The sequence below is a fragment of the Streptomyces sp. KM273126 genome (genome assembly GCF_004337435.2).
GTDB classification, from domain to species: Bacteria; Actinomycetota; Actinomycetes; order Streptomycetales; family Streptomycetaceae; genus Streptomyces; species Streptomyces acidicola.
Window position 1 is genome coordinate 1,001,974 of sequence record NZ_SJXB02000002.1, and the last position, 17,962, is coordinate 1,019,935.

A 17,962-nucleotide genomic window follows, 5' to 3' on the forward strand; every position below is an offset into this window, starting at 1 on the left:
GAACTCCCTCGTCCGCGCGGTGAGTCGAACACCGCCGGGCGCTACGCCGAGCCCGTGTTCGAGGGAGGGTACGGCGGTCGCGCCGGGATCGCCGGACCGGGTGAGGGCAGCGGAGGCAGCGCCGTCTCGCGCAGCCAGGACGCGAACAGGTCGTCCAGCGGCTCGCTCGCGTACCTCGCCACATGCGTCTGGAAGGCCGCCGTGGTGACCGCGCCGCCCCGGTGCGTCGAGGCCCAGCCGCGCAGCATCCGGAAGAACACGTCGTCGCCCAGCGCACAGCGGACGGCGTGCAGGACGAGCCCGCCGCGCTGGTAGAGCCGGTCGTCGAACATCAGCTTGCGGCCGGGGTCGGCCAGGCGCAGGTCCTGCGGCAGCGAGGACAGCAACCGGTGGGCGGCGGCGGCGAGTTGCTGGGCCGTACGACCACCCGAGCGCTCCGACCACAGCCACTCGGCGTACTTCGCGAACCCCTCGTTCAGCCATATGTGCCGCCAGTCGGCGAGGGACACGCTGTTGCCGAACCACTGGTGCGCCAGCTCATGCGCGATGAGCCGCTCCGAACCCCGCGCCCCGTCCACGTGGTTGGCGCCGAACACCGACAACCCCTGGGCCTCCACGGGGACGTCGAGCTCCTCCTCGGTGACCACCACGGCGTAACTTCCGAACGGATACGGCCCGAACAGCTCCTGGAACAGCTCCATCATCGCGGGCTGCCGCGCGAAGTCACGCGAGAACTCGGGCAGAAGACTCGCCGGAATGTGCCCGTGCTGCGGAACGCCGCCCAGTCCCGGGTCGCCCAGCAGCACCGCCTGGTACTTCCCGATCGACAGCCCCACCAGATAGCTCGACGTCGGCGCCGACTGCTCGTACACCCACGTCGTCGTGGACGCCTTCGTCGTACGGGTCAGCAGCCGCCCACCGGCCACCACCTGGTACGCGGACGGAGTGGTGACCGAGATCTGGTACGACGCCTTGTCGGCGGGGCGGTCGTTGCACGGGTACCAGGACGGCGCCCCGACCGGCTGGCTGGCCACCAGCGCCCCGTCCGCGAGCTCCTCCCAGCCGAGCCCGCCCCAGGGACTGCTCACGGGCCTGGGGTTGCCCGACCAGTGGACCTCGACGGTGAACGCGGCCCCGGCGCGCACCGGCTTCGCGGGCCGGATGCGCAGCTTGCCGCCCCGGTGCGTGTAGTGCGGCGCCCGGCCGTCCACCTTCACCCGGCCGATCTTGAAGTCGGCGAGGTTCAGCTGGAACTCGGTGAGCGCGGCACGCCCCGCTATCGCGTTGATCCGGGCCGTCCCCGCCAGCCGGTTCGGCCCGGGACGGTAGTCCAGCGCGAGCTCGTACCGGTGCACCCGGTAACGGGGATCGCCGTTGGCCGGGAAGTACGGGTCCGGACCCACTGACTGCTGAACCGCCACTGCTGCGTCTGCTCCCTGCGCTGCTCTCGTACGACGTCCATCGTCCCCACCCGAGGCCGTGGAGGCCACGCCCGGCGACGCCGTGCCCGCCGGCACCATGTTCACCGAAGTCATGCCTGCCGACGCCATGCCTCGATCGGGTTGCCCAGCCAGCGCGTGCCGTCGGGTACCGACTCCGCGGCCATGACCAGGGACGCCGGCCCCAGCGTCGTACGGGCCCCGACGGTGCTGCCGGGGAGGACGATTCCGCCCGGGCCCAGCGTGGCGCCCTCACGGAGGACCACAGTATCCGTCCGCAAGATCCGGTCATGGAAGAGGTGGGTCTGGAGCACACAGCCCCTGTTCACCGTCGCCCCGTCGCCGAGCGTCACCAGATCGCTCTCCGGCAGCCAGTAGCTCTCCACCCACACGCCCCTGCCGATCCGGGCGCCGAGCCCGCGCAGCCACAGGTTCATCAGGGGCGTACCCGGCACGGACGCGGCCAGCCACGGCACGGCCACCACCTCGACGAACGTGTCGGCGAGCTCGTTGCGCCACACGAAGGCACTCCACAGCGGATGCTCACCGCTGCGGTGCCGCCCCACGAGCGCCCACTTGGCGACCACGGCCAGCACACACCCGGCCGCACCCACCGCGAGCAGCACCACCCCGCACAACAGCCACGCCCAGCCGCCCAGCGCACTGAGCGCCGCCACCGTCAGCACGGCCAGCGCGGCCGAGCACAGCACGGGCACGACCCGGCACAGTTCCACCAGACCGCGCGCCCACAGCAGCCGGGCCGGGGGCTCGTACGTCCGGCTCTGGTCACCGCCCGCCGCGTTGCGGGGCAGCCTGACCGGCGGCAGCCCCAGATACGAGCTGCCCTTCTTCGCCTTCTTCGGCGTCGCCGACAGCACGCCGACCAGCCCGCCGTCCGGCACGCTGCGCCCCGGCGCGGTCATCCCCGAGTTCCCGAGGAACGCCCGGCGCCCGATCTCCGCCCGCCCGATCCGCAGCCAGCCGCCGCCCAGCTCGTACGGCGCGGTCAGCGTGTCGTCCGCGAGGAACGCCCCTTCGCCGACCGTGGTCAGGCTGGGCAGCGCGAGCACGGTGGAAACCTCGGCACCCCGCCCGACCCGCATCCCGAGCAGCCGCAGCCACACCGGCGTGACCAGCCCCGCATACAGCGGGAACAGCATCTCCCGGGAGCGGTCCATCAGCTGCGTGACCGTCCAGGCCTGCCAGCCGACCCTGCTGTGCGTGGGATGCGTCCCCTCGCGCAGCCCCAGGCTCAGCAGCCGTACGGCGACGAGCAGCAGCAGCGCGTACACCACCCCGAAGGCCAGCGTCGCCGGAACCAGCGCGAGCACCGCGCCCCGCAGCGCCTCGCCGAGCCCGGCGTCCGGCGCCACGAACAGGCTCACCGTCAGCAGCGCGGCGAGTCCGGCGAGCAGGGGCAGCGCTATCAGCCCCACACCCGTCACGCCGTACAGCGCCCGCCAGAACACGCCCCTGGCCGGCCGCTCCTTCGGCCAGTTCCGCTTGGCCTTGCCGAGCTTCACGGCGGGCGCCCCGGCCCAGCGCTGCCCGGTGGGGACCTGCCCGACGACGGCGGACCCCGGCGCGACCTCGGCCCGCTTGCCCACACGCGCGCCCGGGAACAGCATGCTCCGCGTCCCGACCACCGCACCGGCACCCACCTTGACCGGCCCGATCTCCAGCCGGTCACCGTCCAGCCAGTGGCCCGACAGATCCACCTCGGACTCCACGGCCGCACCCCGCCCGAGCTTGAGCATCCCGGTCACCGGCGGCAGCGAGTGCAGATCCGCCTCGGGCCCCACCTTGGCGCCCAGCGCACGGGCGTACCGCTCCAGCCAGGACCCGGTGAGCGAGGCCGCACCACTGAACTCGGTGAGCCGCTCGGCCGTCCACAGCCTCAGATGCACGCTCCCGCCACGCGCGTACCGGCCCGGCGTCACCCCGCGCAGCAACAGCCGCGCCCCGCCGGCGGCGACGGCCAGCCGCCCCGGCGGACTGAAGAACAGCACAGCCCCGGCCGCCACGGCCCACCAGGGAGCGGTCGGCAGCCAGGCGTACGACCCCGTCGCCCCGAGCACGTTCCCGAGGGCGGCCAGCGGAACCATCCAGCGCAGCCCGAGCAGCGTGAACAGCGGGACGAGCAGCAGGAGTTGCAGCACACCGGCCCGCACCGGCACCGGCTCGACCGCCCGCCGGGAGCCGTCGTCCTGCGCGGACTCCTCCAGGTGCCGGGCGAGCTTGCGCAGCGTCGGGTGCTGGTAGATGTCGAGGACGGCCGCGGAGGGATAGCGGCCGCGCAGCCTGGTGGTGAGCTGGGCGGCGGCGAGACTGCCGCCGCCGATGGCGAAGAAGTCGTCGGAGGCACTGCCGACCGGAATCCCGAGGACCTCCGCCCACTGCTCGGCGAGCCAGGCCTCGGTCCCGTACAACTCCTCGGCCGGCCCCCCGATCTCCAGTCCCTCCAGCGGCCAGGGCAGAGCGTTCCGGTCGACCTTGCCGGAGGTGCGGGTCGGCAGGTCGGCGACCGGCGCGAGCAGCGGCACGAGCGCGGCGGGCAGCTCGGCCCGCAGCTTCTCGACAGCGGCGGCGTGATCCCATCCGTCCTGGGTGACGACGTAGCCGACGAGCAGCTGATTGCCGCTACGGGCCGTCCGCACGGCCGCGGCCGCACCCGCGACACCGGGCAGCGCCTGCAGGGCCGCGTCCACCTCGCCGAGCTCGATCCGCCGCCCGCCGAGCTTGATCTGCTCGTCGGCCCGCCCGAGGAAGACGAGCCCCTCGGCGTCGGCGCGCACGAGATCGCCACTGCGGTAGGCGCGCTCCCACCCCAGCGACTTCAGCGGGGCGTACTTCTCCGCGTCCTTCTCGGCGTCGAGATACCGGGCGAGCCCCACCCCGCCGATCACGAGTTGCCCGCTGCCGCCCATGGGAACGAGTTCCCCGGCCTCGTCGACGACGGCCAGCTCCCACCCGCCCAGGGGCAGCCCGATCCGGACGGGCTCCTCCCCGCTCATGAGCGAGGCGCAGGCGACGACGGTCGCCTCGGTGGGCCCGTAGGTGTTCCACACCTCGCGCCCCTCGGTCACCAGCCGCTGGACCAGCTCGGGCGGGCACGCCTCCCCACCGAAGATCAGCAACCGCACGTCGTTGAGGGTCTCGGGCTCCCACAGCGCGGCGAGCGTGGGCACCGTGGACACCACGGTGATCTCCTGCTCGACCAGCCAGGGCCCCAGATCGGCCCCGCTGCGCACCTGCGAGCGCGGCACGGGCACCAGACAGGCCCCGTACCGCCAGGCCAGCCACATCTCCTCGCAGGAGGCGTCGAAGGCCACGGACAACCCGGCCATGACCCGGTCACCGGGCCCGATCGGCTCCTCGGTCAGGAACAGCGCGGCCTCGGCGTCCACGAAGGCCGCGGCACTGCGGTGGCTCACGGCCACACCCTTGGGCTTCCCGGTGGACCCGGAGGTGAAGATGATCCAGGCGTCGTGCTCGATACGGGGCCGGGCGGCCGGGGTCTCGCTCCGCCCGTGCACGGTCAGCTCGTGCCCGGCCCCGACGACGGCCCGCACCCCGGCCTCCCCGAACACCAGCTCGGCCCGCTCGTCCGGGTCCTCGGCGTCCACCGGCACATAGGCCGCACCCACGGCGAGAACGGCCAGGATCGCCACGTACAGATCATTCGTGCCCGACGGCACCCGCACCCCGACGCGGTCACCGAGCCCCACCCCGGCAGCGGCCAGCCGCCGGCGCAGGCCCTCCACCTCGCCGGCCAGGGCGCGGTACGTCAGACAGCTGACACCGTCGTCCAGGGCGGGCTCGTTCGGATGCGACCGCACGGAGGCATCGAGGACGTCGACGAGGGTGCGGGGGGCGGGGGCGGGTCCGGCGACGAAGCGCGCCACGGTGCCGAACCCGTCACCCGGCCCGTCGTCGAGCAGCGTGAGTGCAGGTGTTTCGTGTACGGCCGCCATCGGATCCTCGCGTCTCGACCCGGACGATCCGGGGGCGCCGACGGACCGCAGGGGTGCCTGGGATGTTCCGTTCCGGCGCCGAACAAGCCCAATACTCTAGTGCGCGGGGAAATCCGGCCTGTCCTGTCGGCCAAGCAGCGGCATCCACGACACGACACGCGAGTGCGGGCCAACCATCGTGACCTGGGACTTTTCCGGCACGGGGAGATGTACCCCACATTTCACCGAGGTAACGAGAAAGGGCCGCGACCCGATGGTCACGGCCCCTGCTGTGAGAGTGTCCGAGGGGGGACTTGAACCCCCACGCCCGATAAAGGGCACTAGCACCTCAAGCTAGCGCGTCTGCCATTCCGCCACCCGGACAAGGTGTCTGTCGTGCGGGGTTTCCCCCGCGGCGACAGAGAAAACACTACCAGGCTTTCGAGGGCCCCTGATCACAGCCCGTCCCCGCGTGAACGGTGTGTGACGGGCCGGGCCCGGTCTTGGGGCGGACGGGTGCGCGGAGAGAGTATGAGGGAGGTACACCGGCAGTGACAGCGGGAGGAAGCAGCGTGAGCGACACGGACACGACCAGGTACGTCACCGGCGAGGACGAGGTCGTGGACCTCTGCCGTGAGCTGATCCGGATCGACACCAGCAACTACGGCGACCACTCGGGTCCCGGCGAGCGCAAGGCCGCCGAGTACGTCGCCGAGAAGCTCGCCGAGGTGGGGCTCGACCCGAAGATCATCGAGTCGCACCCGGGCCGTGCCTCCACGGTGGCCCGCATCGAGGGCGAGGACCCGTCACGGCCCGCGCTCCTCATCCACGGCCACACCGACGTCGTACCGGCCAACGCGGACGACTGGACCTACGACCCCTTCTCCGGCGAGATCGCGGACGGGTGCGTGTGGGGGCGCGGCGCCGTCGACATGAAGGACATGGACGCCATGACGCTGGCGGTCGTCCGGGACCGGCTGCGCAGCGGGCGCAAGCCCCCGCGGGACATCGTCCTCGCGTTCCTCGCCGACGAGGAGGCGGGCGGGACGTACGGCGCGAAGCACCTCGTGCGGCAGCACCCCGACCTGTTCGAGGGCGTGACCGAGGCGATCGGCGAGGTCGGCGGGTTCTCCTTCACCGTGAACGAGAAGCTGCGCCTGTACCTGGTGGAGACGGCCCAGAAGGGCATCCACTGGATGCGGCTCACCGTGGACGGCACGGCCGGGCACGGTTCCATGACCAACACCGACAACGCCATCACCGAGCTGTGCGAGGCCGTCGGGCGGCTGGGGCGCCACACGTGGCCGGTCCGCGTCACCAAGACCGTGCGGTCCTTCCTCGACGAGCTCTCCGACGCGCTCGGCACCGAACTCGACCCCGAGAACATGGACGAGACCCTCGTCAAGCTCGGCGGCATCGCCAAGATGGTGGGCGCGACGCTCAGGAACTCCGCGACGCCCACCATGCTCGGCGCCGGCTACAAGGTCAACGTCATCCCGGGTCAGGCCACCGCGCATGTCGACGGGCGCTTCCTGCCCGGATACGAGGAGGAGTTCCTCGCCGACCTCGACCGGATCCTCGGCCCGCGCGTGAAGCGTGAGGACGTGCACGCGGACAAGGCCCTGGAGACCGGCTTCGACGGCAAGCTGGTCGACGCCATGCAGAGCGCGCTGGGGGCCGAGGACCCGATCGCCCGTGCGGTGCCGTACATGCTCTCCGGTGGCACCGACGCCAAGTCCTTCGACGACCTCGGCATCCGCTGCTTCGGCTTCGCTCCGCTGCAACTGCCGCCGGAGCTGGACTTCGCGGGCATGTTCCACGGTGTCGACGAGCGGGTGCCCGTGGACGGGCTGAAGTTCGGGGTGCGCGTCCTGGACCGTTTCATCGACGCGTCCTGACCGACCCCGGTATTCGGCAGGGTGTACGGGGATCGACCGGGTCGGGTGAATGCGACCATAAGCTCGTAGCTCGATTACATCCTCCTCGTTACAGGTGATGTGACTCGCTGATTGGAGTCGCTTTGCCAACAAGGAGGAATTAATGATCAAGAAGGTCGTCGCTGCTGCCGCTGCCACTGGCGGACTGGTTCTCGCGGGTGCGGGCCTGGCGGTTGCCGACTCGGGTGCTCAGGGTGCTGCCGTGGGCTCTCCGGGTGTTCTGTCCGGCAACGTTGTTCAGGCGCCCGTTCACGTCCCCGTGAACTTCTGCGGCAACACGATCTCGGTGATCGGGCTGCTGAACCCCACCTTCGGCAACACCTGCATCAACAAGTGACGTTGTGCCTCACCCCGTGAGGGGCCTCACCCCATGAGGGTCTGAGTCCGTCGGCCCCGGAGTGCACGCCATGCACTCCGGGGCCGACGGGTTTTCCGCAAGGTCCAGGACAACGTCGAAGCGTCGAAGGCAGGGAATTCAGCAATGCGACAGGTCACCCGCAAGGGCCTGATGACCGTGGCGGCGGCGACGGGCGTCATCGCCGCGACCGGCGGCTATGCGAGCGCCGACTCCGGAGCCCACGGCTCCGCCACCAACTCGCCCGGCGTGCTGTCGGGCAACTCGGTGCAGGTACCGGTGCACGCCCCGGTCAACGTCTGCGGCAACACGGTGAACGTCGTGGGGGCGCTCAACCCGTCGGTGGGCAACAAGTGCGCCAACAAGAGCGGCGACAGCGGCTCGCACCACGGCGGCCAGGGCGGCGGCTCGCAGAGCGGGTCCGGGCACGGTGCCCAGGCCGACGGGGACGCCGCCGGTTCGCCCGGCGTGGGCTCCGGAAACAACGTCCAGGTGCCGGTGGACGTGCCGGTCAACGTCTGCGGCAACAGCGTGAACGTCGGCGGCATCGGCAACGCGACGACGGGCAACGAGTGTGACAACGGCTCGGGCGGGAGCCACCACACCCCTCCGGGCGGCGGCCACGAGAACCCGCCGGGCAAGCCGGGGGAGCCTGGGCACCCCGGGAACCCGGAGCACCCGGGGGAGCCCGGAAACCCGGAGCAGCCGGGCAAGCCGGGGGAGCCCGGACAGCCTGATGAACCCGGCAAGCCCGGCCGACCGAACAACCCGGGCACACGGACCGTCACCCAGCCCGAGGGCGTCGAGCAGCTCGCCCAGACCGGCAGTGAGCTGCCCCTCGGCCTCGCGCTGCCCGTCAGCGCGGGCGCGATCCTCGGCGGCGCGCTGCTCTACCGCAAGGTACGGGCGACCTCGTAGCCCCCGTGGCGTGTGCAACGGAGCGGGCCCCGCACCGGCGGGTCCCGCTCCGGTTCAGTCGCCCGCCCTCACCACGTGGCGCGCACCTGGCGGATGATCCGCCGGCGCAACCGCACCCTGCGGCTGCCGTCGTGCAGCAGGCTGAGGCGATCCAGCTCCCAGTGACCGTACTCGGCGTGGTCCGTCAGCAGACGCGTGGCTTCCTTGCGGGAGACCCCGCGCGGTACGTACACGTCGACAAATTCGTATTCCGGCATCGCATCTATTGTGCGGGCAGAGGCCCGGTACGGATAGCGTCTGCACTATGTCTGATGCTGCGCAGCCCACCGCTGCCGAGGTACGTGCCGCCGCCGAGGCGGTCAAGACCGCGCTCGACCGTCACCTGGCCGCGGTCGAGCGGAGGACGGGTGAGGACGACCCGGCCGTCTACGAGGCGTTCAACGAGCTGGCCGCGGCCGCCGAGGAGTACGACGAACTGCTCTACGACCGTTACGACGAGGTCACGCCCTTCGAGATCCCCGGCACGGTGCCGCCCTACGCGGGACCCGAGCCGGAGGCCATCAGCGTCCTGATCCGCAGGGACTACACCGTGGCGGAGCCCCAGCGGCTGCTGGCACAGGCACAGCGCGTGGAGGCCGTGGAGGAGGACCGGAACGGAGCCGGCGGATCCGCCGACTCCCTCGGCACGGCTCATGCCCTGGACATCGTGTTCGGCGAGTTCGAGGCCGACGAGATCGCCTCACGGCACAAGGAGTTCGGACTGGAGGAGGGCGATTCCACGCTCTGGGTGACGGCGCTGGACGCGCCGACCGAGCCCGGCGAATGGCTGGAGGCCCCCTTCGAGCAGCCCGACGAGGACCGGGTCATCTGCCGCTTCGACGCCAGCACCAGCTTCGAAGAGGACGACGGCGACGACCTGGACGACGAGCTCGTCCCCGAATCCGAACTGGACGACGACGAGGACCTGGAGCCCCTGGACGCCGATCGCTGAGCCCCTCCGGTCACGGCGACGAGCACGGTGCGGTGGCGGTCACCTGACAGCAGGTGACCGCCACCTTCCTTTGGCGAGGGCGGCGGCCACGCGCCTCGCGTGGCTCAACCGGCCGCCGGGACCTGCGCCTTGAGCAGGGCGGGCAGACGGGTCGTACGGGGCTTGGCCAGGACCTCGGCCACAGCCTGGGGCAGCGCCTGCTCCACACCGTGCACCACGGACAGATGGCGCTCGGCCCGGCCGAAGGCCGTGTAGACCCAGGGCCGGCTCAGGGCCTGGGCGGCGTCACCGGGCAGCACGACCACCGCGGCCGGCCACCGCTGCCCCACGGCCTGGTGCGCGGTCAGCGCCCACCCGTGCCGCACCGACTGCTCCACCCGCTCCTTCGGTACGACGACGGGGGCGCCCGCACACTCCAGGTGCAGCCCGTCGGCGTCGGCCTTCACGACGCGGCCCGGCACCGTATGGCCCGGCGTGGGGGAGTAGGCGACGCGGTCGCCGGGGTCGAAGCCGCCGAAGCGGCCCGGACCAGGGTTCAGCCGCTCCTTCAGGGCGGCGTTCAGCGCGCGTGTACCGGCCGCGCCGCCGTGGCCCGGCGTGATCACCTGCGTCTGCTCGGCCGGGACCCCGATCGCCCGCGGCACCGAGTCCGCGACGAGCTGCACGGTCCGGTGGACCGCCTCACCGGCGTCCCGCACCGGCACGATCACGACCTCCTTGCCGGGCGCCTCGACCTGGTTCAGCTCGCCGATCCCGATCCCGGAGACCAGCTCGCCGATGGGACCCGGGTCGGGCGTGCGCGAGGTGACCTGAGGGCAGACCCGGGCGGTGAGCAGGTCCGCGAAGACCCGCCCCGGCCCCGCGGACCACAGCACCCCTGGATCGCCGCTGAACACCAGCCGCGCCCCGTCGGGCAGCGACTCGGCGAGCACGGCCGCGGCCTCCACGTCGAGCTGCGGGGCGTCGAGCACGACGAGGAGATCGAGGTCCAGCGCCCCGTCCACGTCCCGCCCGGGTCCTTCGGCACCGGACAGGAGCCCGGCAACGGTCACCACCGCTGCGAGGGCGTCGTCAAGGACGCTCCGCTCACCCTGCTGCGCACCGGGTCCGTCCTGACCTTGCCGCTCACTCCCGGCCACCGCACCCGTGGTCACGTCGGCGAGCAGTGCCGCGAACCTCCGTCGGCCGTCCGTGCCGTGCGTGGCCGCGTACGCGCGCAGACCGAGTGCGCGCGCGGCGGCGACCAGGGCCGCGGGCTCCGCGCGGGATGCCTCGCCGCCGGTGTGCAGGACCAGGCCGTGCCCGGCGACCGCGCCGATCAGCTCCGCCGCGGAGCGTGTGGCCGAGGCGGCGGCCTGCTCCCATCCGGCGGCCGAACCGTCCTCCTTGGGCACCGAGTTGATCACCCGGGCCAGTCCGTCGGCGAGGCTTTCCTCCGCGAGGGCGTACTGCTCCAGGCCGAGCAGGACGCGGACCGGGCGCTCCTCCGTCTCCTCGCCCTCGCTCTCCTGGGCCGGGGCCGGGGCTGGGGCGGCCGAGTCGAGGGCGTCCTGGAAGACCAGGGCGTCGCCCTCCGCGATGCTGCTCTGCACGGCCGCGTCCGGGTCCGGCACCGAGCGCCGGCTGAGCGCGGCGGTCAGGGCAGGGATCTCCAGGGCCGTGTGCCCCGCGAGCGCCGCCTGCTCCAGGAGCCAGACGGTGACCGCCCGGGCCCGCCGCTCGTCATCGGGGCCGCACTCCGCACCGAGCAGCGCCCGCGCGAAGCCGTCGGCCTGCTCGGGCCGCACGCCGGTGACCCGCAGCAACTGCCAGGGGTCCGCGCGCAGTTCACCCGCCGCGCCCTCGCCGAGCACGGCGGCGACCTGCGGTGCGAGGGTCTGGGGGGCGCCGCCCTCGGTCAGTACGGCGTGCACGGCCTCGACCGTCTCGCGAGCGGGACCCGCAGGGGCCGGGGGTGTCACGGGTGCCGTGGGCTGTGGGCGCCGAACCGGCTCGGCCGCGGGCCTGCGCGGTGCGGGCTCCGGCCCGCTGAACACCGGGGACGCGGGCTTCTGCCCGCCCTCCACGGCCCGTACGGCCGCGAGGAGGTCGGCGGCCGCGCCAGTGAGCCTGCCCCCGCTCTCGACCGGTGCCGCCTTCTCGGCCTTCCGACGCTCGATCCGCTCCCGCTCGACCTGCTGGGCCGCCAACTCGGCCTCGGCCTCGGACCGGTCGGACGCGGCGCCGCCTTCGGCCCCGGCCGCCTCCGCACCCCCCTGGGTCGCGTCCGTGGCGCCCTCGGGGGCGTCCGTTCCGCTCTCGGGTCCGTTCTCGTCGCCCGGGTGCCCCGGCTCGGCCGTCTCCGTGGGTTCGGGCTCCGTGCTCACAGCGTGCTCCAGTCGTGATCGGGATAGCGGTGCAGGGGCGCCGACACATCGTCGAGAGCCCTGCAGATCTCGTCAGGAAGAGTAAGGGCCTCCACTGACAACGCCGCCGTGAGCTGCCGCGCGTTGCGCGCGCCGACGATCGGGGCGGCCACACCGGGACGGTCGCGGACCCAGGCGAGGGCCACCTGGAGCGGGGTCGTGGCAAGACCGTCCGCCGCCGTCTGCACCGCGTCCACGATGCTGCTCGCCGTCTCGTCGAGGTACGGCGCGACGAACGGGGCCAGGTGCTCCGAGGCGCCCCGTGAGTCGGCGGGCGTGGAGTGGCGGTACTTGCCCGTGAGGACGCCGCGGCCGAGCGGTGAGGACGGCAGCAGGCCGACGCCCAGGTCCAGAGCCGCGGGGAGCACCTCACGCTCCACGCCGCGCTGGAGCAGCGAGTACTCCATCTGCGTACTGGCCAGCCGCGTGCGTATGCCCGGGGCCGCGAGCTGCCATGTGGCGGCCTTCGCGAGCTGCCACCCGCAGAAGTTGGACACCCCGGCATACCGAGCCCGTCCGCTGCTGACCGCCAGGTCGAGTGCGTGGAGGGTCTCCTCCAGCGGGGTGCCGGCGTCGTAGGCGTGCACGTGCCACAGGTCCACGTAGTCCGTGCCGAGGCGGGCCAGGGAGGCGTCGAGCGCCGAGAGCAGATGGCCGCGTGAGCCGTCGAAGCGGCGGTCGGGGTCCGGTACGCTGCCCGCCTTGGTCGAGATGATCAGGTCCCGCCGTGGCACGAGCCCCTCCACGAGCTGCCCGAGCAGATACTCGGACTCCCCATCCCCGTACACGTCCGCCGTGTCGACAAGGGTGCCGCCCGCCTCCCAGAACACCTTCAGCATGTCCGCGGCGTCGTGCTCGTCCGTGTCACGTCCCCAGGTCAGGGTGCCGAGCCCGATCCGGGACACACGCAGGCCGGTACGGCCGAGATGCCTCTGCTCCATGAACGCGACACTACTGTCCGGAACTCGCCACGTGGGAAGCCTGTGGACAACCGATTTCCGCAGGCCCGCCTCCGCGAGGTGGTTCGCTGGGGGCTGCCGCCCCCAGACCCCCGTTGGTGGGCAGGGGCGGGCGGGTCACGCGCGGGTGGGCTGTGAGGTCCACCGGCCTGAACGGCCTTGTCCTCAAACGCCGGACGGGCTGGAAATCCGGCCCCGCCCGCACAATCCAGCCCCTCCGGCGTTTGAGGAGCGGGGTGCGGGGGCCGGCCCACGAAACGTTTCCGGGGCGGAGCCCCGAAGCCAGGGGTTCCACGGGGCGCAGCCCCATGGCCGGGGTTGAAGGGGCGGAGCCCCTGGAGGATGGGACGGGTAGGGGCGGCGGGGGCGAGAAAACCCACCCGGCACCCACCCGGCACCCGTCCCGCAGAAATGCACCGAGAGCCGCCCCCGACCCCGCTCCCCACCAACGCCCCCTCACGCTAATCTCGACGCCACAAGGGACGTTACTGATCAGTAAGGGGAAGGCCATGCAGCTCGGGATCAACCTCGGCTACTGGGGCGCCGGAATGGACGCGGACAATCTCGCCGTAGCCCAGGAAGCCGACCGGCTCGGCTACGCCGTGTGCTGGGCCGCCGAGGCGTACGGCTCGGACGCGGCCACCGTACTCAGCTGGGTCGCCGCCCAGACCGACCGCATCGACGTCGGCTCCGCCATCTTCCAGATCCCGGCCCGCCAGCCCGCGATGACCGCGATGACCGCAGCCACTCTCGACTCCCTATCCGGCGGCCGCTTCCGCCTCGGCCTCGGCGTCTCCGGACCCCAGGTCTCCGAGGGCTGGTACGGAGTGAAGTTCGACAAGCCCCTCGCCCGCACCCGCGAGTACGTCGAGATCATCCGCAGGGCGATGACCCGCGAGCGGCTCTCGTACGAGGGCGAGCACTGGACCCTGCCCCTGCCCGGCGGCCCGGGCAAGCCCATCAAGCTGACCGTGCACCCGCAGCGCGAGCACATCCCGCTCTACATCGCCGCCATCGGACCGAAGAACCTTGAGCAGACCGGTGAGATCGCCGACGGGGCCCTCCTCATCTTCCCGTCCGCCGCCCACCTCGAAGAGACCGCGATCACCCACCTGCGTGCGGGCCGGGAGAAGGCGGGCAAGACCCTCGACGGCTTCGACGTCTGCCCGACGCTGCCCCTCGCCTCCGGCGACGACAAGGACGTGACAGCCCTCGCCGACACCTTCCGCCCCTACACCGCGCTGTACGTCGGCGGCATGGGCAGCCGCAAGCAGAACTTCTACAACCAACTCGCCCAGCGCATGGGCTACGAGAAGGAGGCCGCCGAGATCCAGGACAAGTACCTGGCCGGCGACAAGACGGGTGCGGCGGCGGCCGTCCCGCACGAACTGATCGACCAGACCACGCTGCTCGGCTCCGTCGACCGCATCGCCGACCGCATGAAGGCCTACGCCGAGGCCGGGGTCACCACACTCACACTCGCGCCCGCCGGCTTCACGCTGGAGGAGCGGATCGCCTCGCTCCGGGCCGGCTCCGAAGCCCTGGAGCGGTCCGGGCTCGCATAGCCCGGGGCTCGCACAACCGCGGAGGGAAAGGTTTCCGCGGCCGTGGTGGGGGCTCGGGGGGTCTTCCCCGCCACGGCCGTCACGGGACACAACGCTTCATCACACCGCTTGGTTACGGGCCCCTTCGGAGCCCGCCCGCCCGCCGTTCGGCGGATTTGTCCGACACACATGTTGCCGCACCCCTGTCACCGCATTTGACTCGTTCCTTGCGGAACCCTGCAGAGAGGTGCCTCAGATGCTTTCGGCCAAGAGTCTGTTCAAGGAGATCCTCGACAACGACGAGTCGTTCCGGCTGTTCTGTTCCATCGCCGCCAGCGGGGAGTCGCAGGGAGGCTGGGAGAACGCCCGCATCGCCGCGCTCGTCCCGCAGAGCGAGCGCGCGCTCGCACCCAAGATCAGCCGCCACGGCGCCGACGAGGACAAGCACGGGCGCATCTTCAACGCCCTCATGAAGAAGCGCGGCCTCGAACCCGTCGAGGTCCCGCCGGCCACCGACTACACCATGCTCCTGGAACAGAGCGGCATCGGCCTCGCCCACGAGAAACTCAAGAGCGACCAGCCGCTCACCGTCGAGGACATCGTCACCTACCTGGCTCACAGCAGGGTCACCGAACAGCGGGCCTCCGAGGAGATGCAGCTCCTCCGCAAGTACTTCGCCGACCACCCCGACATCGGGCGCGCGGTCAGGATGATCTCCAACGACGAGGACAACCACCTCGCTTACTGCCACGAGGAGCTGCTGCGCTTCGCGACCGCGGGCCACGGCCGCATGATCCAGCGCACCCTCCGCGAGTGCGCCCGCGCCGAGATCCGCATCTACCGGGACGTCAGCCTCGCCGTGATGGCAGGCATGGGCCGCATCCTCGGCTGGCCGAAGGCCAAGGCCGCCGCCCTCGCCGCCGGCATCCACGCCGTCTACCTGTACGAGCGGCTCGGCGGCTGGCGCCGCATGGTCTCCCTGAAGATGCCCGAGCGCCGCGACGCCCTCGGCGGACCGGCGACCGCGTCCGCCGAGTTCGCGTAGCGCCCGGACGGCACGCGCGCGTGGAGCACGAGTACCGCTCCACGCACTCCTCCCGGTGGGGTCTCCAGCCCGCCCGCCACGTCCCTGTCCACGTAGTCCACGTAGTCCACGTAGTGGTGCACCGCCGCGGGGCCGTGCCGCAGCGGTCCCGCCGTAATGGTGGCCGGCGTACCTCGTCGGACGCTTACGCTGGGCGGCATGCCCACGTTGATCCTCGTCCGGCACGGACGGTCCACCGCCAACACCTCGGGGGTGCTCGCCGGCTGGACGCCCGGCGTCGCCCTGGACGAACGCGGCGCCGCGCAGGCCGCCGCGCTGCCCGGGCGCCTCGCCGGGCTGCCGATCTCCGAGGTCGTCACCAGCCCGCTGCAGCGCTGCCAGGAGACGATCCAGCCACTCCTCGACGCCCGCCCCGAACTCAGCCCGCACACCGACGAACGCATCGGAGAGGCCCACTACGGCGACTGGTCCGGCCGCAAGCTCGCCGAGCTCAACGACGAGCCGCTGATGCAGGTCGTCCAGGCGTATCCCTCGGCGGCCGTGTTCCCCGGCGGCGAGTCGATGCGGGCGATGCAGGACCGTGCCGTCGCGGCCGTACGCGAGTGGAACGCGCGCGTGGAGCGCGATCACGGCGCCGACGCCGTGTACGTCATGTGCTCTCACGGCGACATCATCAAGTCCCTCGTGGCGGACGCGCTCGGACTCCATCTCGACCTCTTCCAGAGGGTCTCCGTGGAACCGTGCTCCATCACCGCGATCCGCTACACGCGGCTGCGGCCGTTTCTCGTTCGCCTCGGTGACACCGGGGATTTCGCGTCACTTGCCCCCCGGGAGGAGCCGCCGAGCCCCGACGCTCCGGTCGGGGGTGATGCGGGCGCACCGTGATCGTCAACCGCAGTAGGGTGAAGCGGTCGCAGCGGTACCGCACGTGTCAGCAGCCGCAGCGGCCGGTCCCGACGTCGATTCCAATGGAGACAGGACGTGTCCCGTCAGGTGTTCCTCTACGACCCCCCGGACCGCTTCGTGGCCGGTACGGTCGGGTTGCCCGGGCGCCGTACCTTCTTCCTGCAGGCCACCGCAGGTCAGCGCGTCACCAGCGTCGCCCTGGAGAAGACGCAGGTGGCCGCGCTCGCCGAGCGCATGGACGAGCTGCTCGACGAGGTCGTACGGCGCAGTGGCGGCAGCGCCGCCGTTCCGGCCGTGGCCCCCTCCGAGGTCTCCGACACGGCTCCGCTGGACACGCCGATCGAGGAGGAGTTCCGGGTCGGCACGATGGCGCTGGCCTGGGACGGTGACGAGCAACGCATGATCGTCGAGGCACAGGCCCTGGTGGAGCTGGACGCCGACTCCGAGGAGGACCTGGCCGAGGCCGAGGAGAGGTTGCTCCAGGACGAGGAGAACGGTCCGCCGATGCTCCGCGTCCGGCTCACCGGCGCGCAGGCCAGGTCCTTCGCCAAGCGCGCCCTCGACGTCGTCAACGCGGGACGACCGCCGTGCCCGCTGTGCAGCCTGCCGCTCGACCCGGAGGGACACGTATGTCCGCGCCAGAACGGATACCGCCGCGGAGCGTGACCTCCGCCGAACTGCTCGCCGAGGGCGAGCTGACGGTGCGCGGCCGTATCCGGGAGGCGTCCAACGCGGCGCTGTACTGCACGGTGGCGTACGAGGGCCGGGAGACCGCCTGTATCTACAAACCCGTCGCGGGCGAGCGACCCCTGTGGGACTTCCCCGACGGCACGCTCGCCCAGCGCGAGGTCGCGGCATACGAGGTCTCCGAGGCGACCGGCTGGGGGCTCGTACCGCCCACGGTGCTGCGCGACGGGCCGTACGGCGAGGGCATGTGCCAGCTGTGGGTCGACGGACAGCCCGGTGACGAACTCCTCGCCCTCGTCGACGGGGAGGAGCCGGGGGACGGCTGGAAGGCGATCGCGTTCGCCGAGGTCGGCGACGGGAAGACAGCTCTGCTCGTGCACGCCGACGATGCGCGGCTGCGGCGGCTCGCCGTCCTCGACGCGGTCATCAACAACGCCGACCGCAAGGGCGGCCATCTGCTGCCGGGCGACGGGGGCCGGCTGTACGGCATCGACCACGGGGTCACCTTCAACGTCGAGAACAAGCTGCGCACACTGCTGTGGGGGTGGGCGGGGGAGCCCCTGACCCAGGAGGCGACCGAGACGCTGACCACACTGCGGGCCGGCCTGGGCGAGGACGGTGCGCTGGCCCTGCGGCTGGCCGAGCTGATCACCGCCGCCGAACTGAACGCCACCCGGGCACGGGTCGAGGCATTGCTCACATCCGGCACCCACCCGGAGCCGTCGGGCGAGTGGCCGGCGATCCCCTGGCCCCCGGTCTGAGGCGCCCCGCAAGGGGCGCGGGGCTGTATCGATATGCGGCTCCGCCGCGATGGGGGTCCCCC

General features: G+C 72.1%; 14 protein-coding genes and 1 tRNA gene. 9 read left to right on the plus strand and 6 right to left on the minus strand.

Annotation, left to right across the window (positions count from 1 at the left end; all coding sequences use genetic code 11):
* Positions 1 to 41: 41 nt before the first annotated feature.
* From E0500_RS34990 to E0500_RS35000, 3 genes are all read right to left on the minus strand, one after another.
* Positions 42 to 1,421 carry a M1 family metallopeptidase gene (locus E0500_RS34990; protein ID WP_131565614.1) on the minus strand — a complete coding sequence of 460 codons (1,380 nt, stop codon included), beginning with the start codon at positions 1,419 to 1,421 and terminating at the stop codon, positions 42 to 44.
* A 110-nt stretch (positions 1,422 to 1,531) separates the two neighbouring features.
* The gene (locus E0500_RS34995; protein ID WP_131565617.1) at positions 1,532 to 5,413 is read right to left on the minus strand and encodes a Pls/PosA family non-ribosomal peptide synthetase; all 3,882 of its coding nucleotides are present in this window, start codon (positions 5,411 to 5,413) and stop codon (positions 1,532 to 1,534) included.
* Between the two features lie 278 nt (positions 5,414 to 5,691).
* A tRNA-Leu gene (locus E0500_RS35000) sits at positions 5,692 to 5,776 on the minus strand.
* 188 nt (positions 5,777 to 5,964) lie between these two features.
* Between E0500_RS35000 and E0500_RS35005 the strand changes: the two genes are divergently transcribed.
* The 3 genes from E0500_RS35005 (at position 5,965) to E0500_RS45205 (ending at position 8,602) form a co-directional block, all read left to right on the plus strand.
* Positions 5,965 to 7,290, plus strand: a complete 1,326-nt coding sequence (locus E0500_RS35005) for a M20/M25/M40 family metallo-hydrolase (RefSeq protein WP_131565619.1) — start codon at positions 5,965 to 5,967, stop codon at positions 7,288 to 7,290.
* Between the two features lie 142 nt (positions 7,291 to 7,432).
* Complete coding sequence (chpH, locus tag E0500_RS35010) at positions 7,433 to 7,666, plus strand: chaplin ChpH (RefSeq protein ID WP_131565621.1); 234 nt, start codon at positions 7,433 to 7,435, stop codon at positions 7,664 to 7,666.
* 144 nt (positions 7,667 to 7,810) lie between these two features.
* A complete protein-coding gene (locus tag E0500_RS45205; protein WP_131565624.1) occupies positions 7,811 to 8,602 on the plus strand; it encodes a chaplin in 792 nt (263 codons plus the stop codon).
* A gap of 68 nt (positions 8,603 to 8,670) precedes the next feature.
* Here E0500_RS45205 and E0500_RS35020 read toward each other — a convergent pair whose 3' ends face one another.
* Complete coding sequence (locus E0500_RS35020) at positions 8,671 to 8,859, minus strand: DUF5703 family protein (protein ID WP_131565626.1); 189 nt, start codon at positions 8,857 to 8,859, stop codon at positions 8,671 to 8,673.
* Between the two features lie 47 nt (positions 8,860 to 8,906).
* Between E0500_RS35020 and E0500_RS35025 the strand changes: the two genes are divergently transcribed.
* Positions 8,907 to 9,593, plus strand: coding sequence for a hypothetical protein (locus E0500_RS35025; RefSeq protein WP_131565628.1), 687 nt, complete (start codon positions 8,907 to 8,909; stop codon positions 9,591 to 9,593).
* 104 nt (positions 9,594 to 9,697) lie between these two features.
* Here E0500_RS35025 and E0500_RS35030 read toward each other — a convergent pair whose 3' ends face one another.
* Complete coding sequence (locus E0500_RS35030; RefSeq protein WP_131565630.1) at positions 9,698 to 11,959, minus strand: helix-hairpin-helix domain-containing protein; 2,262 nt, start codon at positions 11,957 to 11,959, stop codon at positions 9,698 to 9,700.
* On the minus strand, positions 11,956 to 12,939 hold the full coding sequence (locus E0500_RS35035) for an aldo/keto reductase (protein WP_131565632.1): 984 nt from the start codon (positions 12,937 to 12,939) through the stop codon (positions 11,956 to 11,958). The genes E0500_RS35030 and E0500_RS35035 overlap by 4 nt, the downstream gene beginning before the upstream one ends.
* A 527-nt stretch (positions 12,940 to 13,466) precedes the next feature.
* Between E0500_RS35035 and E0500_RS35040 the strand changes: the two genes are divergently transcribed.
* The 5 genes from E0500_RS35040 (at position 13,467) to E0500_RS35060 (ending at position 17,900) form a co-directional block, all read left to right on the plus strand.
* On the plus strand, positions 13,467 to 14,522 hold the full coding sequence (locus tag E0500_RS35040) for an LLM class F420-dependent oxidoreductase (protein WP_131564847.1): 1,056 nt from the start codon (positions 13,467 to 13,469) through the stop codon (positions 14,520 to 14,522).
* Positions 14,523 to 14,757: 235 nt separating this feature from the next.
* Positions 14,758 to 15,546: a ferritin-like domain-containing protein gene (locus E0500_RS35045; RefSeq protein WP_131564849.1), complete on the plus strand. Its 789-nt coding sequence runs from the start codon at positions 14,758 to 14,760 to the stop codon at positions 15,544 to 15,546.
* Positions 15,547 to 15,744: 198 nt separating this feature from the next.
* Positions 15,745 to 16,431: a histidine phosphatase family protein gene (locus E0500_RS35050; protein ID WP_131564851.1), complete on the plus strand. Its 687-nt coding sequence runs from the start codon at positions 15,745 to 15,747 to the stop codon at positions 16,429 to 16,431.
* A 96-nt stretch (positions 16,432 to 16,527) separates the two neighbouring features.
* Positions 16,528 to 17,118 (plus strand): DUF3090 domain-containing protein, encoded by a 591-nt coding sequence (locus E0500_RS35055; RefSeq protein WP_131564853.1) that lies wholly within the window; start codon positions 16,528 to 16,530, stop codon positions 17,116 to 17,118.
* Complete coding sequence (locus E0500_RS35060) at positions 17,082 to 17,900, plus strand: SCO1664 family protein (RefSeq protein ID WP_131564855.1); 819 nt, start codon at positions 17,082 to 17,084, stop codon at positions 17,898 to 17,900. The genes E0500_RS35055 and E0500_RS35060 overlap by 37 nt, the downstream gene beginning before the upstream one ends.
* Positions 17,901 to 17,962: the final 62 nt, after the last annotated feature.